The sequence below is a fragment of the Enterobacter wuhouensis genome (assembly GCF_004331265.1).
Taxonomy (GTDB): domain Bacteria; phylum Pseudomonadota; class Gammaproteobacteria; order Enterobacterales; family Enterobacteriaceae; genus Enterobacter; species Enterobacter wuhouensis.
In genome coordinates this window covers 1-17,251 of record NZ_SJOO01000011.1, presented here as the reverse complement: position 1 = coordinate 17,251, position 17,251 = coordinate 1, and the positions used below count along the sequence as shown (strand labels likewise).

13 protein-coding genes are annotated in these 17,251 nt (G+C 57.8%); 6 read left to right on the top strand and 7 right to left on the bottom strand.

Annotation, left to right across the window (positions count from 1 at the left end; translation table 11 throughout):
• Positions 1–159: 159 nt before the first annotated feature.
• The 3 genes from lysC to E0L20_RS19405 all read left to right on the top strand — a co-directional run bounded on the left by lysC (position 160) and on the right by E0L20_RS19405 (position 2,866).
• Complete coding sequence (gene lysC, locus E0L20_RS19415) at positions 160–1,509, top strand: lysine-sensitive aspartokinase 3 (RefSeq protein WP_131635370.1); 1,350 nt, start codon at positions 160–162, stop codon at positions 1,507–1,509.
• 89 nt (positions 1,510–1,598) lie between these two features.
• Positions 1,599–2,543 (top strand): ketopantoate/pantoate/pantothenate transporter PanS, encoded by a 945-nt coding sequence (panS, locus tag E0L20_RS19410; protein WP_131635369.1) that lies wholly within the window; start codon positions 1,599–1,601, stop codon positions 2,541–2,543.
• A 50-nt stretch (positions 2,544–2,593) separates the two neighbouring features.
• Positions 2,594–2,866, top strand: coding sequence for a YjbD family protein (locus E0L20_RS19405; protein ID WP_131635368.1), 273 nt, complete (start codon positions 2,594–2,596; stop codon positions 2,864–2,866).
• Here E0L20_RS19405 and rluF read toward each other — a convergent pair whose 3' ends face one another.
• Entirely contained in the window at positions 2,867–3,739 is an 873-nt protein-coding gene (rluF, locus tag E0L20_RS19400) for a 23S rRNA pseudouridine(2604) synthase RluF (protein ID WP_131635367.1), read from the bottom strand.
• 197 nt (positions 3,740–3,936) lie between these two features.
• Between rluF and E0L20_RS19395 the strand changes: the two genes are divergently transcribed.
• A complete protein-coding gene (locus E0L20_RS19395) occupies positions 3,937–4,239 on the top strand; it encodes a type II toxin-antitoxin system RelE/ParE family toxin (RefSeq protein ID WP_039264167.1) in 303 nt (100 codons plus the stop codon).
• A 6-nt stretch (positions 4,240–4,245) separates the two neighbouring features.
• A complete protein-coding gene (locus E0L20_RS19390) occupies positions 4,246–4,533 on the top strand; it encodes an addiction module antidote protein (protein WP_119937959.1) in 288 nt (95 codons plus the stop codon).
• Here the strand turns inward: E0L20_RS19390 and E0L20_RS19385 are convergent.
• Both E0L20_RS19385 and metH read right to left on the bottom strand, forming a co-directional pair.
• Positions 4,530–6,161 (bottom strand): Na/Pi cotransporter family protein, encoded by a 1,632-nt coding sequence (locus tag E0L20_RS19385; RefSeq protein WP_131635366.1) that lies wholly within the window; start codon positions 6,159–6,161, stop codon positions 4,530–4,532. The genes E0L20_RS19390 and E0L20_RS19385 overlap by 4 nt on opposite strands.
• Before the next feature lie 217 nt (positions 6,162–6,378).
• Positions 6,379–10,062, bottom strand: a complete 3,684-nt coding sequence (metH, locus tag E0L20_RS19380; protein WP_131635365.1) for a methionine synthase — start codon at positions 10,060–10,062, stop codon at positions 6,379–6,381.
• A gap of 193 nt (positions 10,063–10,255) precedes the next feature.
• On the opposite strand from metH, the gene iclR reads away from it, so the two are divergent.
• Complete coding sequence (iclR, locus tag E0L20_RS19375; RefSeq protein WP_131635364.1) at positions 10,256–11,083, top strand: glyoxylate bypass operon transcriptional repressor IclR; 828 nt, start codon at positions 10,256–10,258, stop codon at positions 11,081–11,083.
• A 22-nt stretch (positions 11,084–11,105) separates the two neighbouring features.
• Here the strand turns inward: iclR and aceK are convergent, their stop codons facing one another.
• The 4 genes from aceK to metA form a co-directional block, all read right to left on the bottom strand.
• Entirely contained in the window at positions 11,106–12,857 is a 1,752-nt protein-coding gene (aceK, locus tag E0L20_RS19370) for a bifunctional isocitrate dehydrogenase kinase/phosphatase (protein WP_131635363.1), read from the bottom strand.
• Positions 12,858–12,908: 51 nt separating this feature from the next.
• A complete protein-coding gene (gene aceA / locus E0L20_RS19365) occupies positions 12,909–14,213 on the bottom strand; it encodes an isocitrate lyase (protein WP_059347311.1) in 1,305 nt (434 codons plus the stop codon).
• Between the two features lie 31 nt (positions 14,214–14,244).
• On the bottom strand, positions 14,245–15,846 hold the full coding sequence (gene aceB / locus E0L20_RS19360) for a malate synthase A (protein ID WP_131635362.1): 1,602 nt from the start codon (positions 15,844–15,846) through the stop codon (positions 14,245–14,247).
• A gap of 270 nt (positions 15,847–16,116) precedes the next feature.
• A complete protein-coding gene (gene metA, locus E0L20_RS19355) occupies positions 16,117–17,046 on the bottom strand; it encodes a homoserine O-acetyltransferase MetA (RefSeq protein ID WP_131635361.1) in 930 nt (309 codons plus the stop codon).
• Positions 17,047–17,251 lie beyond the last annotated feature (205 nt).

Here is a 17,251-nt window from a genome sequence, read left to right as displayed (position 1 = left end):
TGTTTCTCAGGGGTACCCCCCCATGAAAAATCCGCATAATCCCAGCATTGACAGGACCTCCCCCACATTTTATTTATAGGGCCGTATTTTGCGCCTGCACCTGTTCTCGCTTCACTCTTGTGCCATGGTCGCTTATTCATTCCCTGACACGAGGTTGTTATGACGAGTTTTGTGGTCGCCAAGTTTGGCGGCACCAGTGTGGCAGACTACGATGCCATGAACCGCAGCGCCGATGTGGTGCTGGCCGATCCGAATACCCGCCTGGTGGTGCTGTCTGCATCCGCGGGCGTGACGAACCTGCTGGTTTCTCTGTCTGAAGGACTGGAAGCGACAGAACGTTTCGTAAAGCTGGACGCACTGCGCAAAATTCAGTTCGACATCCTTGAGCGTCTGCAAAACCCGAACGTGATCCGTGAGGAAGTGGAACGTCTGCTGGAAAATATCACCACCCTCGCAGAAGCCGCTTCGCTGGCAACCTCCACCGCCCTGACCGACGAGCTGGTCAGCCACGGCGAGCTGATGTCGACCCTGCTGTTTGTCGAGATCATGCGCGAGCGTAACATTCAGGCGCAGTGGTTTGACGTACGCAAAGTGATGCGCACCAGCGACCGCTTTGGCCGCGCCGAGCCGGACGTGGAAGCGCTGGCCGAGCTGACCAACCAGCAGCTGGCGCCGCGCCTGGAAGAAGGCATCGTGATCACCCAGGGCTTTATCGGCAGCGAAGCCAAAGGACGCACGACGACGCTGGGCCGTGGCGGCAGCGATTACACCGCTGCGCTGCTGGGCGAAGCCCTGCACGCCACCCGCGTGGATATCTGGACGGACGTGCCGGGCATCTACACCACCGACCCGCGCGTGGTGTCTGCGGCAAAACGTATTGACGTGATAGCCTTCGAAGAAGCGGCTGAAATGGCTACCTTCGGTGCCAAAGTGCTGCACCCGGCCACGCTGCTGCCGGCGGTACGCAGCGACATTCCGGTGTTCGTCGGCTCCAGTAAAGATCCGCAAGCGGGCGGGACGCTGGTCTGCAAGAAAACCGAGAATCCGCCGCTGTTCCGCGCGCTGGCCCTGCGCCGCAAGCAGACGCTGGTGACGCTGCACAGCCATAATATGCTGCACTCTCGCGGCTTCCTGGCGGAAGTGTTTGGCATTCTGGCGCGCCACAATATCTCCGTAGATCTGATCACCACGTCGGAAGTGAGCATTGCGCTGACGCTGGATACGACCGGCTCTACCTCCACCGGCGATACCCTGCTGACGCAGTCGCTGCTGATTGAGCTGTCCGAACTGTGCCGCGTTGAGGTGGAAGAAGATCTGGCGCTGGTCGCCATTATCGGCAACAAGCTGTCGCGCGCCTGCGGCGTGGGTAAAGAGGTGTTCGGCGTGCTCGACCCGTTCAGCATCCGCATGATTTGCTACGGCGCGTCCAGCTATAACCTCTGCTTCCTGGTCCCTGCCGATCAGGCCGAGAAGGTCGTGCAGAAACTTCATCAGAATTTGTTTGAATAAAATTCGTTAGCACGATAAACAATACCTATAAGCCGGGCACAGACCCGGCTTTTTCATAACTAAACACAACACAATCGCAAGGACTACCTATGTTATCCGCCATCACCCGGCTGTTCCCGCTATGGGCGCTGCTGCTCTCCGTACTCGCGTATTACACCCCCACCACCTTCACCGGCATCGGGCCGTGGGTCACCACGCTGCTGATGCTGATCATGCTCGGCATGGGCGTACACCTGAAGATCGACGACTTTAAACGCGTGCTGTCTCGCCCTGCGCCCGTCGCGGCAGGGATTTTTCTGCACTATCTGGTGATGCCGCTCGCGGCGTGGCTGCTGGCGATGGCCTTTAAGATGCCGCCGGACCTCTCCGCCGGGATGGTGCTGGTGGGCAGTGTCGCCAGCGGCACCGCGTCCAACGTCATGATCTACCTGGCGAAAGGCGACGTGGCGCTCTCAGTCACCATCTCGTCCGTTTCCACGCTGGTGGGCGTGGTCGCCACGCCGCTGTTAACCCGCCTGTACGTCGACGCACATATCCAGGTGGACGTGATGGGGATGCTGCTGAGCATTCTGCAAATCGTGGTGATCCCGATTGCGCTGGGGCTTGTGATCCATCACCTGTTCCCGCGCGTGGTGAAGGCCGTTGAGCCTTACCTGCCGGCGTTTTCGATGGTCTGTATTCTGGCAATCATCAGCGCCGTGGTGGCCGGTTCCGCATCGCACATTGCCTCCGTGGGCTTTGTCGTCATCATCGCGGTGGTGCTGCATAACACCATCGGCCTGTTGGGCGGCTACTGGGGCGGGAAGCTGTTTGGCTTTGACGAATCTACCTGCCGCACGCTGGCGATTGAGGTGGGCATGCAGAACTCCGGCCTGGCGGCGGCGCTCGGTAAAATCTACTTCTCACCGCTGGCGGCCCTGCCGGGCGCGCTGTTCTCCGTCTGGCATAACCTGTCCGGCTCGCTGCTGGCAGGCTACTGGTCCGGCAAACCGATTGATGAGCAAGCGAAAAAAGATGCGGTGAAGCAGGGTTAATTTACGCGGCTTGCTTTACACTGAAGCCTCCCTATCAGGAGGCTTCAGCAATGGCTATACCACGATTGACCCAGAAAGACATGACCGAAGCCGAGCAGCGCGAACTGAAAACGCTTCTCGACCGCGCCCGCATCGCGCATGGCCGCACGCTGACGAACGCCGAAACCAATCAGGTGAAAAAAGAGTACATCGACAAACTGATGGCGCAGCGTGAGGCTGCGGCGAAAAAAGCCCGCAAGCTGAAAAAAGAGCAGGCTTATAAACCGGATGCAGAGGCGACCTTCTCCTGGTCAGCCACTACCTCTACCCGTGGAAGGCGCTAATCAGCGCCCTTTCTTTTTGCGCCCCGGCTGGGCAAAGCGCTTCCCGTTGGCCGGTTTGCCCCGTCCTTTCTCTTCCGCCTGCGGCGCTTTGACTACCGGGCGCTTGATTGCCTGGGTTTTCGGTTTGGCTTTTGCCTTCGGCTTCGCTTCAGAGGATGAGTTCTCGATAAGCTTGAACAGCTCGATCAGCTCGTCGCCCGTTAAATCACGCCACTCGCCCAGCGGAATGCCCGACAGGCTGACGTTCATGATGCGCGTGCGTTCCAGCTTCGTCACCTCATAGCCGAAGTGCTCGCACATACGGCGGATCTGGCGGTTTAGGCCCTGCACCAGCGTTATGCGGAACGCGAACGGCGCCTCTTTTTTGACCTTACACTTCTTCGTGACGGTACCAAGAATGGGAACGCCTGCGCCCATGCCACGAATAAATTCGTCCGTGACCGGCTTGTTCACCGTCACAATGTACTCTTTCTCGTGATCGTTACCGGCACGCAGAATTTTGTTGACCAGATCGCCGTGGTTGGTGAGGAAAATCAGACCCTGAGAATCTTTATCCAGACGGCCAATCGGGAAAATGCGGCTGCTGTGGTTCACGAAATCAACGATGTTGTCCCGCTCACCGTCTTCCGTGGTGCTGACAATGCCAACCGGTTTGTTCAACGCGATAAACACCAGGTCTTCAGCATCACGCGGTTCGATGACCTGACCATTCACTTTAACCACATCGCCAGGGGCCACCTGATCGCCGATGGTGGCGCGTTTGCCGTTAAGAAACACGTTACCTTGTTCAATGTAACGGTCAGCCTCGCGACGTGAGCAGATCCCGCTCTCGCTAATGTATTTGTTTAATCGGGTTGATTGAGTTAGCAGCATAGTTTCTCCTGTGAAGGGCGAAATATACCTTAGGTTTGGGCCGAAAAAAAAGGTTAGCCGACGGTAACTGAAGCGGGTTTTTTAGTTTGCGAGACGCTTTCAGGATTTAGCGTCAGGCCATTTATCCTTGTGCTAACTCCTTTTAGTTTACTCTCCAGAAACAATTAATTTGTAGTTTATAAATTACAGGGAGTAATATGAAGGAGATTGTTCAGACAGAATCCTTCCAACGCTGGGAGCAAAATTTAAAAGATCGGCGAGCGAAAACCATTATCGCTTCCCGCCTCTTTCGGTTGGCAAATGGTTTAGCGGGGGACATTAAACCCGTTGGGGAAGGTATAAGTGAGCTGAGGATCCACTATGGTCCGGGCTACAGAATCTATTTTAAAGACCAGGGCAATTGCATCATCGTGCTGTTGTGTGGTGGTGACAAAAGCAGCCAGGCCAGAGACATACTTATGGCAAAAATGCTGAGCAATGTATCCCAATGGCAGGAGTGAATGAGCATGCATAAATTAACACCCTACGATCCAGCCAACGCGCTGGTGGATGACGAGGAAATCGCCGTGTTTATGGCTGATGCATTAGAAACGGGCGACTCTGCGTATATTGCTAAAGCTCTGGGCGTCATCGCGCGCGCGAAAGGAATGTCGGCCATTTCACAGCAAACTGGCCTATCACGAGAACAGCTTTATCGTTCATTCAGCGATAAGGGGAACCCAACGCTCAAAACCACGCTGGCGGTCATGAAAGCATTGGGTCTTGGGCTAACAATCAAACACGCCGGAGATTAATACTCGTCCCGCTCGTCGTCTTCATCCGGCTGTTCCATCACGCTGTACGCCACCGCACAGAACAACGAGTTGAGACGCTTCATATCCCCCAGCAGCCCCAGGTGCAGGGAGCTGGTTTCGATACTCTGCACGTTCTGCTGGTGCAGACGCTCAACGTGGGCGTGCGAGTAGCGGCGGTTCAGAATGCGGAAACGATGCTTGTTGCGGCGCAGGCGGCGCGCGCTCGGCACGTCGCTGGAGAAAAAGACCGACATCGCCAGCTTCAGGTTGCTGACCAGCTGTTCATGCAGCGCTTCCAGCTCCTTGAGGCCTTCACCTGAAAACGCACGACGCGCGGCCAGGGATTTGTCGGCGATTTCGCTCCCCATGCGCTCAACGATATCCGAGGCCTGCTCAAGGTTAAGCGACATCTCGATAATCTCCGCCCAGCGGCGGGACTCCTCTTCCGCCAGCTCGTCCTGGGGGATACGCGCCAGATAAAGCTTAATGGCGGTGTACAGCACGTTGATATCGTCCGCCAGCCTGCGCAGCTCTTTCTCTTCGCGCGGCTCGCCGTGCATCACCTTCTGCAGCCCTTCAAGCATGGTTTCCATCGCATCGCCCATGCGCAGCGTTTCGCGTGCGGCATTGGCGATGGCCAGCGCCGGGGTGTCGAGCACTGAGGTGTCCAGATGCTTCGGTTTCAGGCGCGCATCAAGCTCCGGTTCGTCGCGGATGAGGCGCTCACAGAAGCGGGCCATCGGCGCGGCAAACGGCACCATCGCCAGGCAGCGCACCAGGTTGTAGAAGACGTGGAAATAGATCACCAGCTCCGCCTTCGCCAGCGGGAGATTGTCCATGAGGTTCGCCAGCGGGTGAACGAACGGCAGAATAATCAGGCTGCCCACCAGCTTAAACAGCAGGCTGCCGAGCGCCACGCGGCGGGCCGCTGCGTTGGCGGCGCTGTTGTTGAGCATTGCCAGCAGGCCGGAGCCGAGGTTAGCACCGATCACCAGGCACAGCGCCACCGGGAAGGAGATCGCCCCCGCGGCGGTTAAGGTCGCCGTCAGCAGGACCGCCGCCAGGCTGGAGTAGCTGATGATGGCAAACACCGCGCCGATCAGCGCATCCAGCATAATATCGCCGGTCAGCGAGGCAAAAATGACCTGCACGCCGTTGGCCTGGGTGATCGGCGTGACTGCCTGCACGATCAGCTCAAGCGCCAGCAGGATGAGGCCAAGGCCGATGCCGACGCGGCCCAGCTGCCCGGCACGCGTCTGCTTGCGGCCAAGGAAGAAGATAACGCCGATGAAGATGAGCAGCGGCGACAGCCAGGAGAGGTCGAAGGTCAGGACGCGCGCCATCAGCGCGGTCCCCACGTCAGCGCCGAGAACGATCACCAGCGCCGGCGCGAGCGCGACCAGATCCTGCGCCACGAACGAGGTGACGAGCATGGTGGTCGCGTTACTGCTTTGCACCAGCGCCGTGACGCCGATGCCCGCGCAGAAGGCGAGCGGCTTCTTCTCAACGCTGCTGCTGAGGACGGTACGTAAACGCGCGCCGTAAACGCGCATCACGCCAGTACGGACAATATGGGTGCCCCATACCAGCAGTGCGACTGCAGAAAGCAGGTGTAACAGGGTCAGCACGGAAGGTTTTCCTCCTTATCGTTATGTGTATTCCTGAGGCTTGTTGCGCGTTGTCCTGCCGGATGGCGGCGGTGCCTTATCCGGCCTACGCGTAGGCCCGGCAAGCGCAGCGCCGCCGGGCAAAATGGCAATAACCTTCTTCCAGTATAAGGGTTTAAACGTAAGAAAGAGACAGGGCGCCCCATGAGCGCCCTGTTTGTTGTAAGGAAAAGTGATTTTAGTCGGCGTCGTAGCCTAAATTCGGCGCCAGCCAGCGCTCCACTTCAGACACGCTCATCCCTTTGCGCAGGGTGTAATCTTCGATCTGATCCCGCTGCAGCTGCGCCACGGCAAAATACTTGCTGTCCGGATGGCTGAAGTACCAGCCGGAGACGGACGCGCCTGGCCACATGGCGAACGACTCGGTGAGCTTCATCCCGGTATGCGCTTCCACGTCCAGCAGCTGCCAGATGGTGCCTTTCTCGGTGTGTTCCGGGCAGGCCGGATAGCCCGGCGCCGGGCGAATGCCCTGGTAGTTTTCGCGGATCAGATCCTCGTTGCTGAGGTTTTCATTCGCCGCGTAGCCCCAGTGGACCTTGCGCACGCGCTCGTGGAGGTACTCGGCGAAGGCTTCCGCCAGGCGGTCGGCAAGCGCTTTGATCATAATTTTGTTGTAATCGTCGTGCTGCGCTTCGAACGCGTCCGCCAGCGCATCTTCTTCCAGGCCGCCGGTCACGGCGAAGGCACCGATATAGTCGGCTTTACCGCTTAGCTTCGGCGCGACGAAATCGGCCAGGCAGTAGTTGGCAAAGCCCACTTTCTCCGTTTGCTGGCGCAGATGGCGGCTGACCGCCAGCACGTGGGTGCGGGTTTCATCGCGGTAGATTTCTACGTCGTCGCCCACGCGGTTAGCCGGGAACAGCCCCACCACGCCGCGCGGGTTAAGGGTTTTCTCTGCGCTCAGCGCGTCGAGCATGTCGTTGGCATCCTTGAACAGGCGCTTTGCCTCCTCGCCTACCACCTCATCCTCCAGGATGCGCGGATATTTGCCCGCCAGCGACCAGGTCATAAAGAACGGCGTCCAGTCGATGTAGTTGCGCAGCGTCTCGATGCTGGCCGTCACGTCCTGCACGCCCAGACGGTGCGCCACCGGCGGCGTGTAGCTGGACCAGTCGAAGGCCAGATCGTTGTCGCGCGCCGCCTGAAGCGAAACAGGCGGGGTGCGCGGCTTCTTGCGGCCGTGCTGGATGCGGACGGTTTCGTACTCTTTACGGGTGCGCGCCACAAAATCGTCGCGCTGGGTGTCGGAGAGCAGCGCGGAGACCACGCCCACGGTGCGCGAGGCGTTCTGCACGTACACCGTCGGGCCGCTGTAGTTCTGCTCGATTTTCACCGCCGTGTGCGCTTTCGAGGTGGTCGCCCCGCCAATCAGCAGCGGAATGGTAAAGCCCTGACGCTCCATCTCTTTTGCCACGTTGACCATTTCGTCCAGGGACGGGGTGATCAGCCCGGAAAGGCCAATCAGGTCAGCGTTCACCTCGCGCGCGGTCTTGAGGATTTTATCCGCCGGGACCATCACGCCAAGGTCGATAATTTCGTAGTTATTGCACTGCAGCACCACGCCGACGATGTTTTTGCCGATGTCGTGAACGTCACCCTTCACGGTGGCGATGACCATTTTGCCGTTGCTGGAGCCTTTCTCCTTGCTGGCTTCGATGTAGGGTTCGAGATACGCCACCGCCTGCTTCATCACGCGGGCGGATTTTACCACCTGCGGCAGGAACATTTTGCCCTCACCGAACAGATCGCCGACCACGTTCATGCCGTCCATCAGCGGGCCTTCAATCACCTCAATCGGGCGGGCGGCCTGCTGACGCGCCTCTTCGGTATCGAGCTCGATAAATTCGGTGATGCCTTTAACCAGCGAGTATTCCAGACGCTTTTTCACGTCCCAGGAACGCCACTCGGCCTGCTGAACGTTTGCCGCCTCATCCGACTTGCTGCCGCGGTATTTCTCCGCCAGGTCCAGCATGCGCTCGGTGGCGTCGTCGCGGCGGTTAAGGATCACGTCCTCGACGGCATCGCGCAGCTCGGCCGGGAGGTCGTCGTAAATCGCCAGCTGCCCGGCGTTAACGATCCCCATGTCCATGCCGTTGCGGATGGCGTAGTAGAGGAACACGGCGTGTATGGCTTCACGCACCGGGTCGTTGCCGCGGAACGAGAACGACACGTTCGACACGCCGCCGGAGATCAGCGCATGCGGCAGCTCGCGCTTGATGTCTTCACATGCCCCGATAAAGTCCTGGGCATAGTTGTTGTGCTCTTCGATACCGGTCGCGACGGCAAAGATGTTCGGGTCGAAGATGATGTCTTCCGGCGGGAAGCCCACCTCTTCGGTCAAAATTTTGTACGCGCGGCGGCAAATCTCGATTTTGCGCTCGCGGGTATCGGCCTGGCCCACTTCGTCAAAGGCCATCACCACCACGGCAGCACCGTAGCGGCGGACCATCTTCGCGTGGTGGATAAAGATATCAACGCCCTCTTTCATCGAGATGGAGTTAACGATGCCTTTGCCCTGGATGCACTTCAGCCCTTTTTCAATGACTTCCCACTTGGAGGAGTCGATCATGATCGGCACGCGAGCGATGTCCGGCTCACCGGCAATCAGGTTGAGGAAACGCACCATCGCCGCTTCGGCGTCGAGCATCCCTTCATCCATGTTGATATCGATTATCTGCGCGCCGCTTTCCACCTGCTGGCGGGCGACGTCCAGCGCTTCGTTGTACTTCTCTTCTTTGATCAGGCGCTTGAACTTTGCCGAACCGGTGACGTTAGTACGCTCACCCACGTTCACAAACAGGCTGTCGTCGCCGATGGTCAACGGCTCAAGGCCGGAAAGGCGGCAGGCAACCGGAAGCTCGGGCAGCTTGCGCGGCGGCAGCCCGGCGACGGCGTTGCTCATGGCCGCGATGTGCTCCGGCGTGGTGCCGCAGCAGCCGCCGACGATGTTCAGGAAGCCAGACTCGGCCCACTCGCGGATTTGCGCCGCCATGGTGTCAGCATCGAGATCGTATTCACCGAACGCGTTTGGCAGGCCGGCGTTCGGGTGTGCGGTGACGTAGCATTCCGCGATACGGGAAAGCTCCTGCACGTACTGGCGCAGTTCATCCGGCCCCAGCGCGCAGTTCAGGCCAAAGGAGAGGGCTTCGGCGTGGCGCAGGGAGTTATAAAACGCTTCGGTTGTCTGGCCGGACAGTGTGCGGCCCGAGGCATCGGTGATGGTGCCGGAAATCATGATCGGCAGGTCAACGCCCAGCGCCTCGAACTCCTCTTTCACCGCGTAAATGGCGGCTTTGGCGTTGAGGGTGTCGAATACGGTTTCAATTAGGATCAGGTCGGAACCGCCTTCCACCAGCGCTTTAGTGGACTCACGATACGCGGCCACCAGCTGGTCAAAGGTGATATTGCGGAACGCCGGGTCATTGACGTCCGGTGAAATCGACGCGGTGCGGTTCGTCGGGCCAAGCACCCCGGCAACGTAGCGCGGCTTGTCCGGCGTGCGGGCCGTCCACTCGTCGGCGCAGGCGCGCGCCAGCTTCGCGGCTTCCAGGTTGATTTCCGCCGACAGGGATTCCATCTGGTAATCCGCCATGGCGATGGTTGTCGAGTTAAAGGTGTTGGTCTCAACGATATCCGCACCCGCTTCGAAGTAGGCGTTGTGGATATCCTTAATAACGGACGGCTTGCTGAGCACCAGCAGGTCGTTGTTACCCTTCAGGTCGCAGGGCCAGTCGGCAAAACGCTCGCCTCGGAAATCGTCTTCACTGAGACGATAGCCCTGGATCATGGTGCCCATGCCGCCGTCCAGCACCAGAATTCGTTCATTTAACTGCGCACGCAGTTGCTCTACTTTGCTGCTCACACTTGCTCCCGACAACGCTCAACAAGGCCAAAAGGCTGCGTTCCATACTGGCACAATCTCGCTGGGTGGAAAAGTCACACGGCGGTAACATGAGACATGTTCACCATCACTCCTCCGATCAGTCATGAAAGCGGTTGCAAATTCACCAAATAAAACGAAAATGATTTCCACGATACAGAAAAAGGAGATCGTCATGGTCGCAACCGTTCCCGCCAAACGCGGCAGAAAACCTGCTGCCACCACCGCTGCACAGCCTGGCGGACAGGTTCAATCGCTCACGCGCGGTTTGAAGCTGCTGGAGTGGATAGCCGAATCGCACGGCAGCGTGGCCCTGACGGAGCTGGCCCAGCAGGCTGGCCTGCCGAACTCCACGACGCACCGCCTGCTGACCACCATGCAGCAGCTGGGCTTTGTCCGCCAGGTCGGCGAGCTGGGGCACTGGGCGGTGGGCGCGCACGCGTTTATCGTTGGCAGCAGCTTCCTGCAGAGCCGCAACCTGCTGGCGATTGTGCACCCGATTCTGCGCAAGCTGATGGAAGATTCCGGCGAGACGGTAAACCTGGCGGTGCTGGACCAGAGCGACCACCAGGCGATTATTATCGACCAGGTGCAGTGCACGCAGCTGATGCGCATGTCGGCGCCGATTGGCGGCAAGCTGCCGATGCACGCCTCCGGGGCGGGGAAAGCGTTTCTCTCACAGCTGAGCGAGGAGCAGGTGACGGGGCTGCTGCACCGTAAAGGGCTGCATGCCTATACCCACGCCACGCTGGTGTCGCCCGTGCATCTGAAAGAAGACCTGGCCCTGACCCGCAAGCGCGGCTATTCGTTTGATGATGAAGAACATGCCCTGGGCCTGCGCTGCCTGGCGTCCTGTATTTTTGACGAGCACCGCGAGCCGTTCGCGGCTATCTCCATCTCCGGGCCGATTTCGCGCATGACCGACGACCGCGTGACCGAGCTGGGCGCGCTGGTGATTAAGGCGGCGAAAGAGGTGACGCTGGCGTATGGTGGGATCCGTTAAGGTTGATTGCGGCCTGATGCCCTCACCCCGGCCCTCTCCCACAGGGAGAGGGAGAAAATCTTATGCAAAAACGCTGCTTGCGGCGGTAGGCATACACATCTTCGACATGCCCATTTTTGATCCGCGTTTGTAGTTCGCGCCAGTAGCTGGCACGGAACAGATCCTCATGCATCTCTTCAAATAATGGCCCGATGCGCGGGTCGGCGCACAGCCAGTGGCGAAACTCCTCCGGAAACACATCGCCCGGCGAGACGCTGTACCACGGCTCGCTGGACAGCTCATCCTCCGGGTAGCGGGGCTGTGGGATATCGCGGAAGTTCACCTCGGTCATGTAGCAAATTTCATCGTAATCGTAGAACACCACCCGCCCGTGGCGGGTCACGCCAAAGTTTTTAAACAGCATATCGCCCGGGAAAATATTGGCGGCGGCAAGCTGACGAATCGCGTTGCCGTATTCTTCAATAGCATCTCTTAAAGCCTGACCGTCGGACTGCTCCAGCCAGATATTCAGCGGCACCATGCGGCGTTCAATGTAAAGATGGCTAATCGCGATTTTGTCGCCAAGATCGGTGATTTTCGCCGGCGCTTCCTGCAACAAAAGCGCCATGAGCGCCGGGTCGATCTGCTGCTTCTCCAGCACAAAGTTTTCGAATTCCTGGGTATCTGCCATGCGCCCGACGCGATCGTGTTCTTTCACCAGCTGATAGCAGGCGCGAACGTGCGCGGCGGTCATCTCTTTCTGCGGCGCGAATCTGTCTTTAATCACCTTAAAGACCCGGTCGAAGCCCGGCAGCGTAAAGACCAGCATCACCATACCGCGAATGCCTGGTGCTTCGATAAACTGCTCATCGGCCGTGGTGACATAGCGCAGGTACTCCCGGTAGCTTTCCGTCTTGGCGTGCTTCTGGCAGCCAATCGCCATATACAGTTCGGCAGTGGTTTTACCCGGCAGGATCTCGCGCAGCCACTCCACCAATGCGGCAGGCAGCGGGGCGTACACCATGAAGTAAGAGCGGGCGAAGCCAAACACGATGCTGGCCTCGGCGCTGGTGGTCAGGCAGGTATCGACAAACAGTTCCCCGTCGTCGGTGCGGTGAATGGGCAGCAGAAACGGCACAACGGCCGATGGCGTCACCAGTTTGCCCACCAGCCAGGCGGCTTTATTACGGTAGAAAAGCTCGTTGGCAACCTGCAGGTGGCTGTGGTTGAGCACCTCCGCGCCGAAGGTTTCGTTGAGATGCGCGTGAATATAGCCGATATCCCGGGCTTTATTCTCCCAGGGCAGGCGCAGCGGCAGATCCGTTAGCACGCGGTGCAGGAGCTTTTCCCATCCGCGATCGGGAAAGAAATCCTTCGCCAGCGGACGCGGAATGGTTCGAAAGCGTCGCTCGGGCTGGGAGCTGAAGATAAATAACCGCTCAGGAGATAACGAGCGGTGGTCAAATAACCGGCAATAGACGGAGTTGAAAAAGCTCTCCGCAATCTCGAAGCGAGGGTAGTCGGGTAACAGATGAGTGTAATGCTCTTTCACGCGCAGTAAAAAATCCGCGTCCGGGCTTTTACCGTCGGTAATGCAGCGCAGCTGCTCCACCACCAGGCCCACGTGATGGTCATAGAGATGGATACGCTGCTTCATGGCCTGCTGAACCGCATGCCAGTCGGCGTGTTCGAAGCGCTGCTGCGCGCCGGATGTCACTTCAAGAAAACGACCATACTGGGCGTCGAAGCCCTGCAAAATAGTTTGGGCAATCAGTAATTCCAGGCCACGCGACATATATTCCCCCTCACCCCAACCCTCTCCCCGAGGGGGGAGAGGGGGAAAAGATTAGAACTGTGCTTCTTCCGTTGAACCCGTTAAGGCGGTGACGGAGGATGTGCCACCCTGAATGATGGTCGTCACGTTATCGAAGTAGCCAGTTCCCACCTCCTGCTGGTGAGACACGAAGGTATAGCCGTCTTTGCCCGCGGCAAACTCCGGCTGCTGCACCTTCTCAACGTAGTGCTTCATGCCCTCACCCTGCGCGTAGGCGTGCGCCAGGTCGAACATGTTGAACCACATACTGTGGATGCCTGCCAGGGTAATGAACTGGTATTTGTAGCCCATGTCGGACAGCTGCTGCTGGAAGCTGGCGATGGTTTTGTCATCCAGCTTTTTCTGCCAGTTGAAGGACGGCGAGCAGTTGTAGGCCAGCAGCTTGCCCGGGTATTTCGCGTGGATGGCGTCGGCAAAGCGTTTTGCCAGCGCCAGATCCGGCGTGGAGGTTTCACACCAGACCAGGTCCGCGTAAGGCGCGTACGCCAGCCCGCGGCTGATCGCCTGTTCAATGCCGGCATGGGTGCGGTAGAAGCCTTCGCTGGTACGCTCGCCGGTAATGAACTCGCTGTCGTACGGGTCGCAGTCAGAGGTGATCAGGTCCGCCGCGTCCGCATCGGTACGGGCAATCACCAGCGTCGGCACGCCGAGCACGTCAGCAGCCAGACGCGCGGCAACCAGCTTCTGAATCGCTTCCTGAGTCGGAACGAGCACCTTACCGCCCATGTGTCCGCATTTTTTCACTGACGCCAGCTGGTCTTCGAAGTGTACGGCCGCTGCACCGGCCTCAATCATCGATTTCATCAGCTCGAAGGCGTTCAGCACGCCGCCGAAGCCCGCTTCCGCATCCGCGACGATCGGCAGGAAATAGTCCGTAAAGCGCGGATCGTTGGGTTCGATACCGGCGGCCCACTGGATCTGATCCGCACGGCGGAAGGTGTTGTTGATCCGATCCACCACCGACGGCACGGAGTTGGCCGGATAGAGCGACTGATCCGGGTACATGCTGGAGGCCAGGTTGGCGTCCGCCGCGACCTGCCAGCCGGAGAGGTAAATAGCCTCAATTCCGGCCTTCGCCTGCTGCAGCGCCTGACCGCCGGTCAGCGCGCCGAGGCTGTTGATGTAGCCCTTTTTGGAGCCACCGTGCAGCAGCTTCCACATTTTCGCCGCACCGTTCTGTGCCAGCGTGCATTCCGGGTTGACCGAGCCGCGTAATTTCACCACTTCCTCTGCGCTGTACGGACGACGAATGCCTTCCCAGCGCGGCTGTGTCCACTCTTTCTTTAACTCTTCGATTTGTTGGGTACGGGTTTTCATGTGCAGATGCTCCATATTGTTATGTGGTGAGTTACGCCAGGAAGCGGTAGCCCGGCAGGGTCAGGAAGTCGATTAAGTCATCTGATGTGGTGATTTGCTCCATCAGGCGCGCAGCGTCGTCAAAACGTCCGCTGCTGAAGCGGTGTTCGCCCAGTTCGTCCTGGATCACGCGCATCTCTTCGGCCAGCATCTGGCGGAACAGAGATTTGGTCACCGGCTTGCCGTTGCTGAGCGTTTTTTGATGGTGGATCCACTGCCAGATGGAGGTGCGAGAGATCTCCGCCGTCGCGGCATCTTCCATCAGCCCGTAAATCGGTACGCAGCCGTTCCCAGAGATCCACGCTTCGATGTACTGAACCGCAACGCGGATATTGGCACGCATGCCCTCTTCCGTACGCTCCCCCGTACACGGTGCCAGCAGCTGTTCTTCTGCGATTGGCGCATCGTCCTCGCGAGTGACGGATAACTGGTTTTTGCTGTCGCCGAGTGCGCGGTTGAAGACCTCCATCGCCGTATCGGCCAGGCCGGGATGGGCAATCCACGTGCCGTCGTGGCCGTTAAGTGCTTCAAGCTCTTTGTCGGCTTTTACCTTGTTGAGCACCTGATTGTTGCGCTCAGCGTCTTTGCTCGGGATAAAGGCCGCCATGCCGCCCATCGCGAACGCACCGCGCTTGTGGCAGGTTTTAATCAGCAGACGCGAGTAGGCGCTCAGGAACGGCTTGTCCATGGTCACAACCTGACGATCCGGGAGCACGCGATCGGCGTGATTTTTCAGGGTCTTGATGTAGCTGAAGATGTAATCCCAGCGTCCGCAGTTCAGACCTACAATGTGGTCGCGCAGGGCATGCAGGATTTCATGCATCTGGAATACCGCGGGGAGCGTTTCAATCAGCAGCGTGGCCTTGATGGTGCCGCGCGGCAGGTCAAAGCGATCTTCGGCGTAGCTGAACACTTCACTCCACCAGGCCGCTTCCTGCCAGGACTGCGTTTTTGGCAGGTAAAAATAGGGACCGCTGCCTTTTGCCAGCAGGCTTTTATGGTTGTGGAAGAAATAGAGTGCGAAATCAAACAGGCTGCCCGGAATAGCTTCCCCACGCCAGGTGACATGTTTTTCAGGCAGGTGCAGGCCGCGCACGCGACAGATCAGCACCGCCGGATTGGGTTTGAGCTGGTAAATTTTGCCGGCTTCGTTGGTGTAGCTGATGGTGCCGTTCACGGCATCGCGCAGGTTGATCTGTCCGTCGATAACTTTGTTCCAGTCCGGCGCCAGCGAGTCTTCAAAGTCCGCCATAAAGACCTTAACGTTGGCATTCATGGCGTTGATCACCATTTTGCGCTCTACCGGACCGGTGATCTCAACGCGACGATCCTGTAAATCTTCAGGGATGCCGCGGATTTTCCATTCACCACGACGAATGGAAGCGGTTTCCGAAATGAAACCAGGCAACTTGCCATCGTCAATTTCCTGCTGCTGATGAATGCGTGCCGCCAGCAGCTTGTTGCGCTGCGGCGTAAAGCGTGTCACCAGTTCAGTCAGAAACTCTACCGCTTCCGCCGTCAAAACTTGCTGTTCTTGCTCGCCGTACGGCTTGGTAAAGGCCAGTTCATCGACCGTCGTTGCCTGTTGAGTCATTACTCTGCTCCTCATCAAAGATCCAAAATCACGCCCCCGATGCGAGCGAAAGATCGTTGTGTAGTTTTCGCTCAGCAGAATTAAGACTATCCATAATTTTTCCAAAATCAAAAACAATTTCCATTTTAATGACAATTGAAATGCAACATTATGATTAATAAGAAATTAAAGTTTTATCGGATGTTGAGCGGAATTTCGGAAATAAAAAAGGCACCCGAAGGTGCCTGATGTGAACAGCTGAAACGCTTTAGGATCGTTTAGTGCAGACGATTATTCCAGCGTAGGATTCATGTGGCGAAGATCGTATGGCGTAATCTGGTAGACGTAATAGTTGAGCCAGTTGGTGAACAGCAGATTTCCGTGGCTGCGCCAGGTTGCCCGAGGCGTGTTTTGCGGATCGTTTTTCGGAAAATAGTTGTACGGAACATCGGGATTGAGACCCGCTTCGACATCACGAAAATACTCTGACGCAAGGGTATGCGGATCGTACTCAGGATGTCCGGTCACGAACGCGATGCGTTTGTCTTTACTGGCAAACAGGTAGGCGTCGCCATCTTCCGTTTCAGCCAGAATCTCGAGGTCGGTGTAATCACGAATCAGCTGGGCCGGGAAATCGGCATAGCGAGAATGCGGGGCCAGGAAAGAATCATCAAAACCGCGCGTCAGCAGCGCATGGGGATGCAGAATGTTATGTTCGTATACGCCTGAAAGCTTGTCGCTGCGGGTTTGTTTGGGAATGCCATAAAGAATATTCAGTGCGGCTTGTACCGCCCAACAGACAAACAATGTGGATGTGACGTGATCTTTTGCCCACTCCAGCACCTGTTTGATCTGCGGCCAGTAGGCCACATCGTTGAATTCAACCAGGCCGAGCGGCGCACCGGTGACGATCAGGCCATCGAAGTTCTCATCACGGATATCGTCAAAGTTACAGTAGAAGTTATTCAGATGCTCAGACGGGGTATTGCGTGACTCTCGGGCATCGATCCGCAGCAGCTGAATATCAACCTGCAGAGGGGAGTTCGACAGAAGACGCAGGAACTGGTTCTCTGTTTCGATCTTCTTAGGCATCAGATTGAGAATAAGCACCTTCAGCGGGCGAATTTCCTGACCTGTGGCGCGTGAAGCCGTCATCACGAAGACGTTTTCTTCACGTAAGAAATTGACGGCTGGTAGCTCGTCCTGCACCCGAATCGGCATAACCTTAAATCCTCACAGCATACGTATAAACGTTTAGACATCCAGACAGCTAACGATACCCAGAAACGGTATAAATGTCGAGTCTGCAAGTCGAAGGTGAGAAAGTTTCAAGGAGGGGATGGTGCGGTTTGATGCCCTCACCTCGTCCCTCTCCCCTAGGGAGAGGGAGAAAACAAAAGCAAAAAACCCCGCACCTTACGGTACC

What these genes read in the sequence shown, in the direction of transcription:
- panS (WP_131635369.1), top strand. Translation starts at nt 1,599, where the DNA reads ATGTTATCCGCCATCACCCGGCTGTTCCCGCTATGGGCGCTGCTGCTC.
- metA (WP_131635361.1), bottom strand. Translation starts at nt 17,046, where the DNA reads ATGCCGATTCGGGTGCAGGACGAGCTACCAGCCGTCAATTTCTTACGT.
- iclR (WP_131635364.1), top strand. Translation starts at nt 10,256, where the DNA reads ATGGTCGCAACCGTTCCCGCCAAACGCGGCAGAAAACCTGCTGCCACC.
- E0L20_RS19395 (WP_039264167.1), top strand. Translation starts at nt 3,937, where the DNA reads ATGAAGGAGATTGTTCAGACAGAATCCTTCCAACGCTGGGAGCAAAAT.
- E0L20_RS19405 (WP_131635368.1), top strand. Translation starts at nt 2,594, where the DNA reads ATGGCTATACCACGATTGACCCAGAAAGACATGACCGAAGCCGAGCAG.
- E0L20_RS19390 (WP_119937959.1), top strand. Translation starts at nt 4,246, where the DNA reads ATGCATAAATTAACACCCTACGATCCAGCCAACGCGCTGGTGGATGAC.
- aceK (WP_131635363.1), bottom strand. Translation starts at nt 12,857, where the DNA reads ATGTCGCGTGGCCTGGAATTACTGATTGCCCAAACTATTTTGCAGGGC.
- aceA (WP_059347311.1), bottom strand. Translation starts at nt 14,213, where the DNA reads ATGAAAACCCGTACCCAACAAATCGAAGAGTTAAAGAAAGAGTGGACA.
- rluF (WP_131635367.1), bottom strand. Translation starts at nt 3,739, where the DNA reads ATGCTGCTAACTCAATCAACCCGATTAAACAAATACATTAGCGAGAGC.
- aceB (WP_131635362.1), bottom strand. Translation starts at nt 15,846, where the DNA reads ATGACTCAACAGGCAACGACGGTCGATGAACTGGCCTTTACCAAGCCG.
- lysC (WP_131635370.1), top strand. Translation starts at nt 160, where the DNA reads ATGACGAGTTTTGTGGTCGCCAAGTTTGGCGGCACCAGTGTGGCAGAC.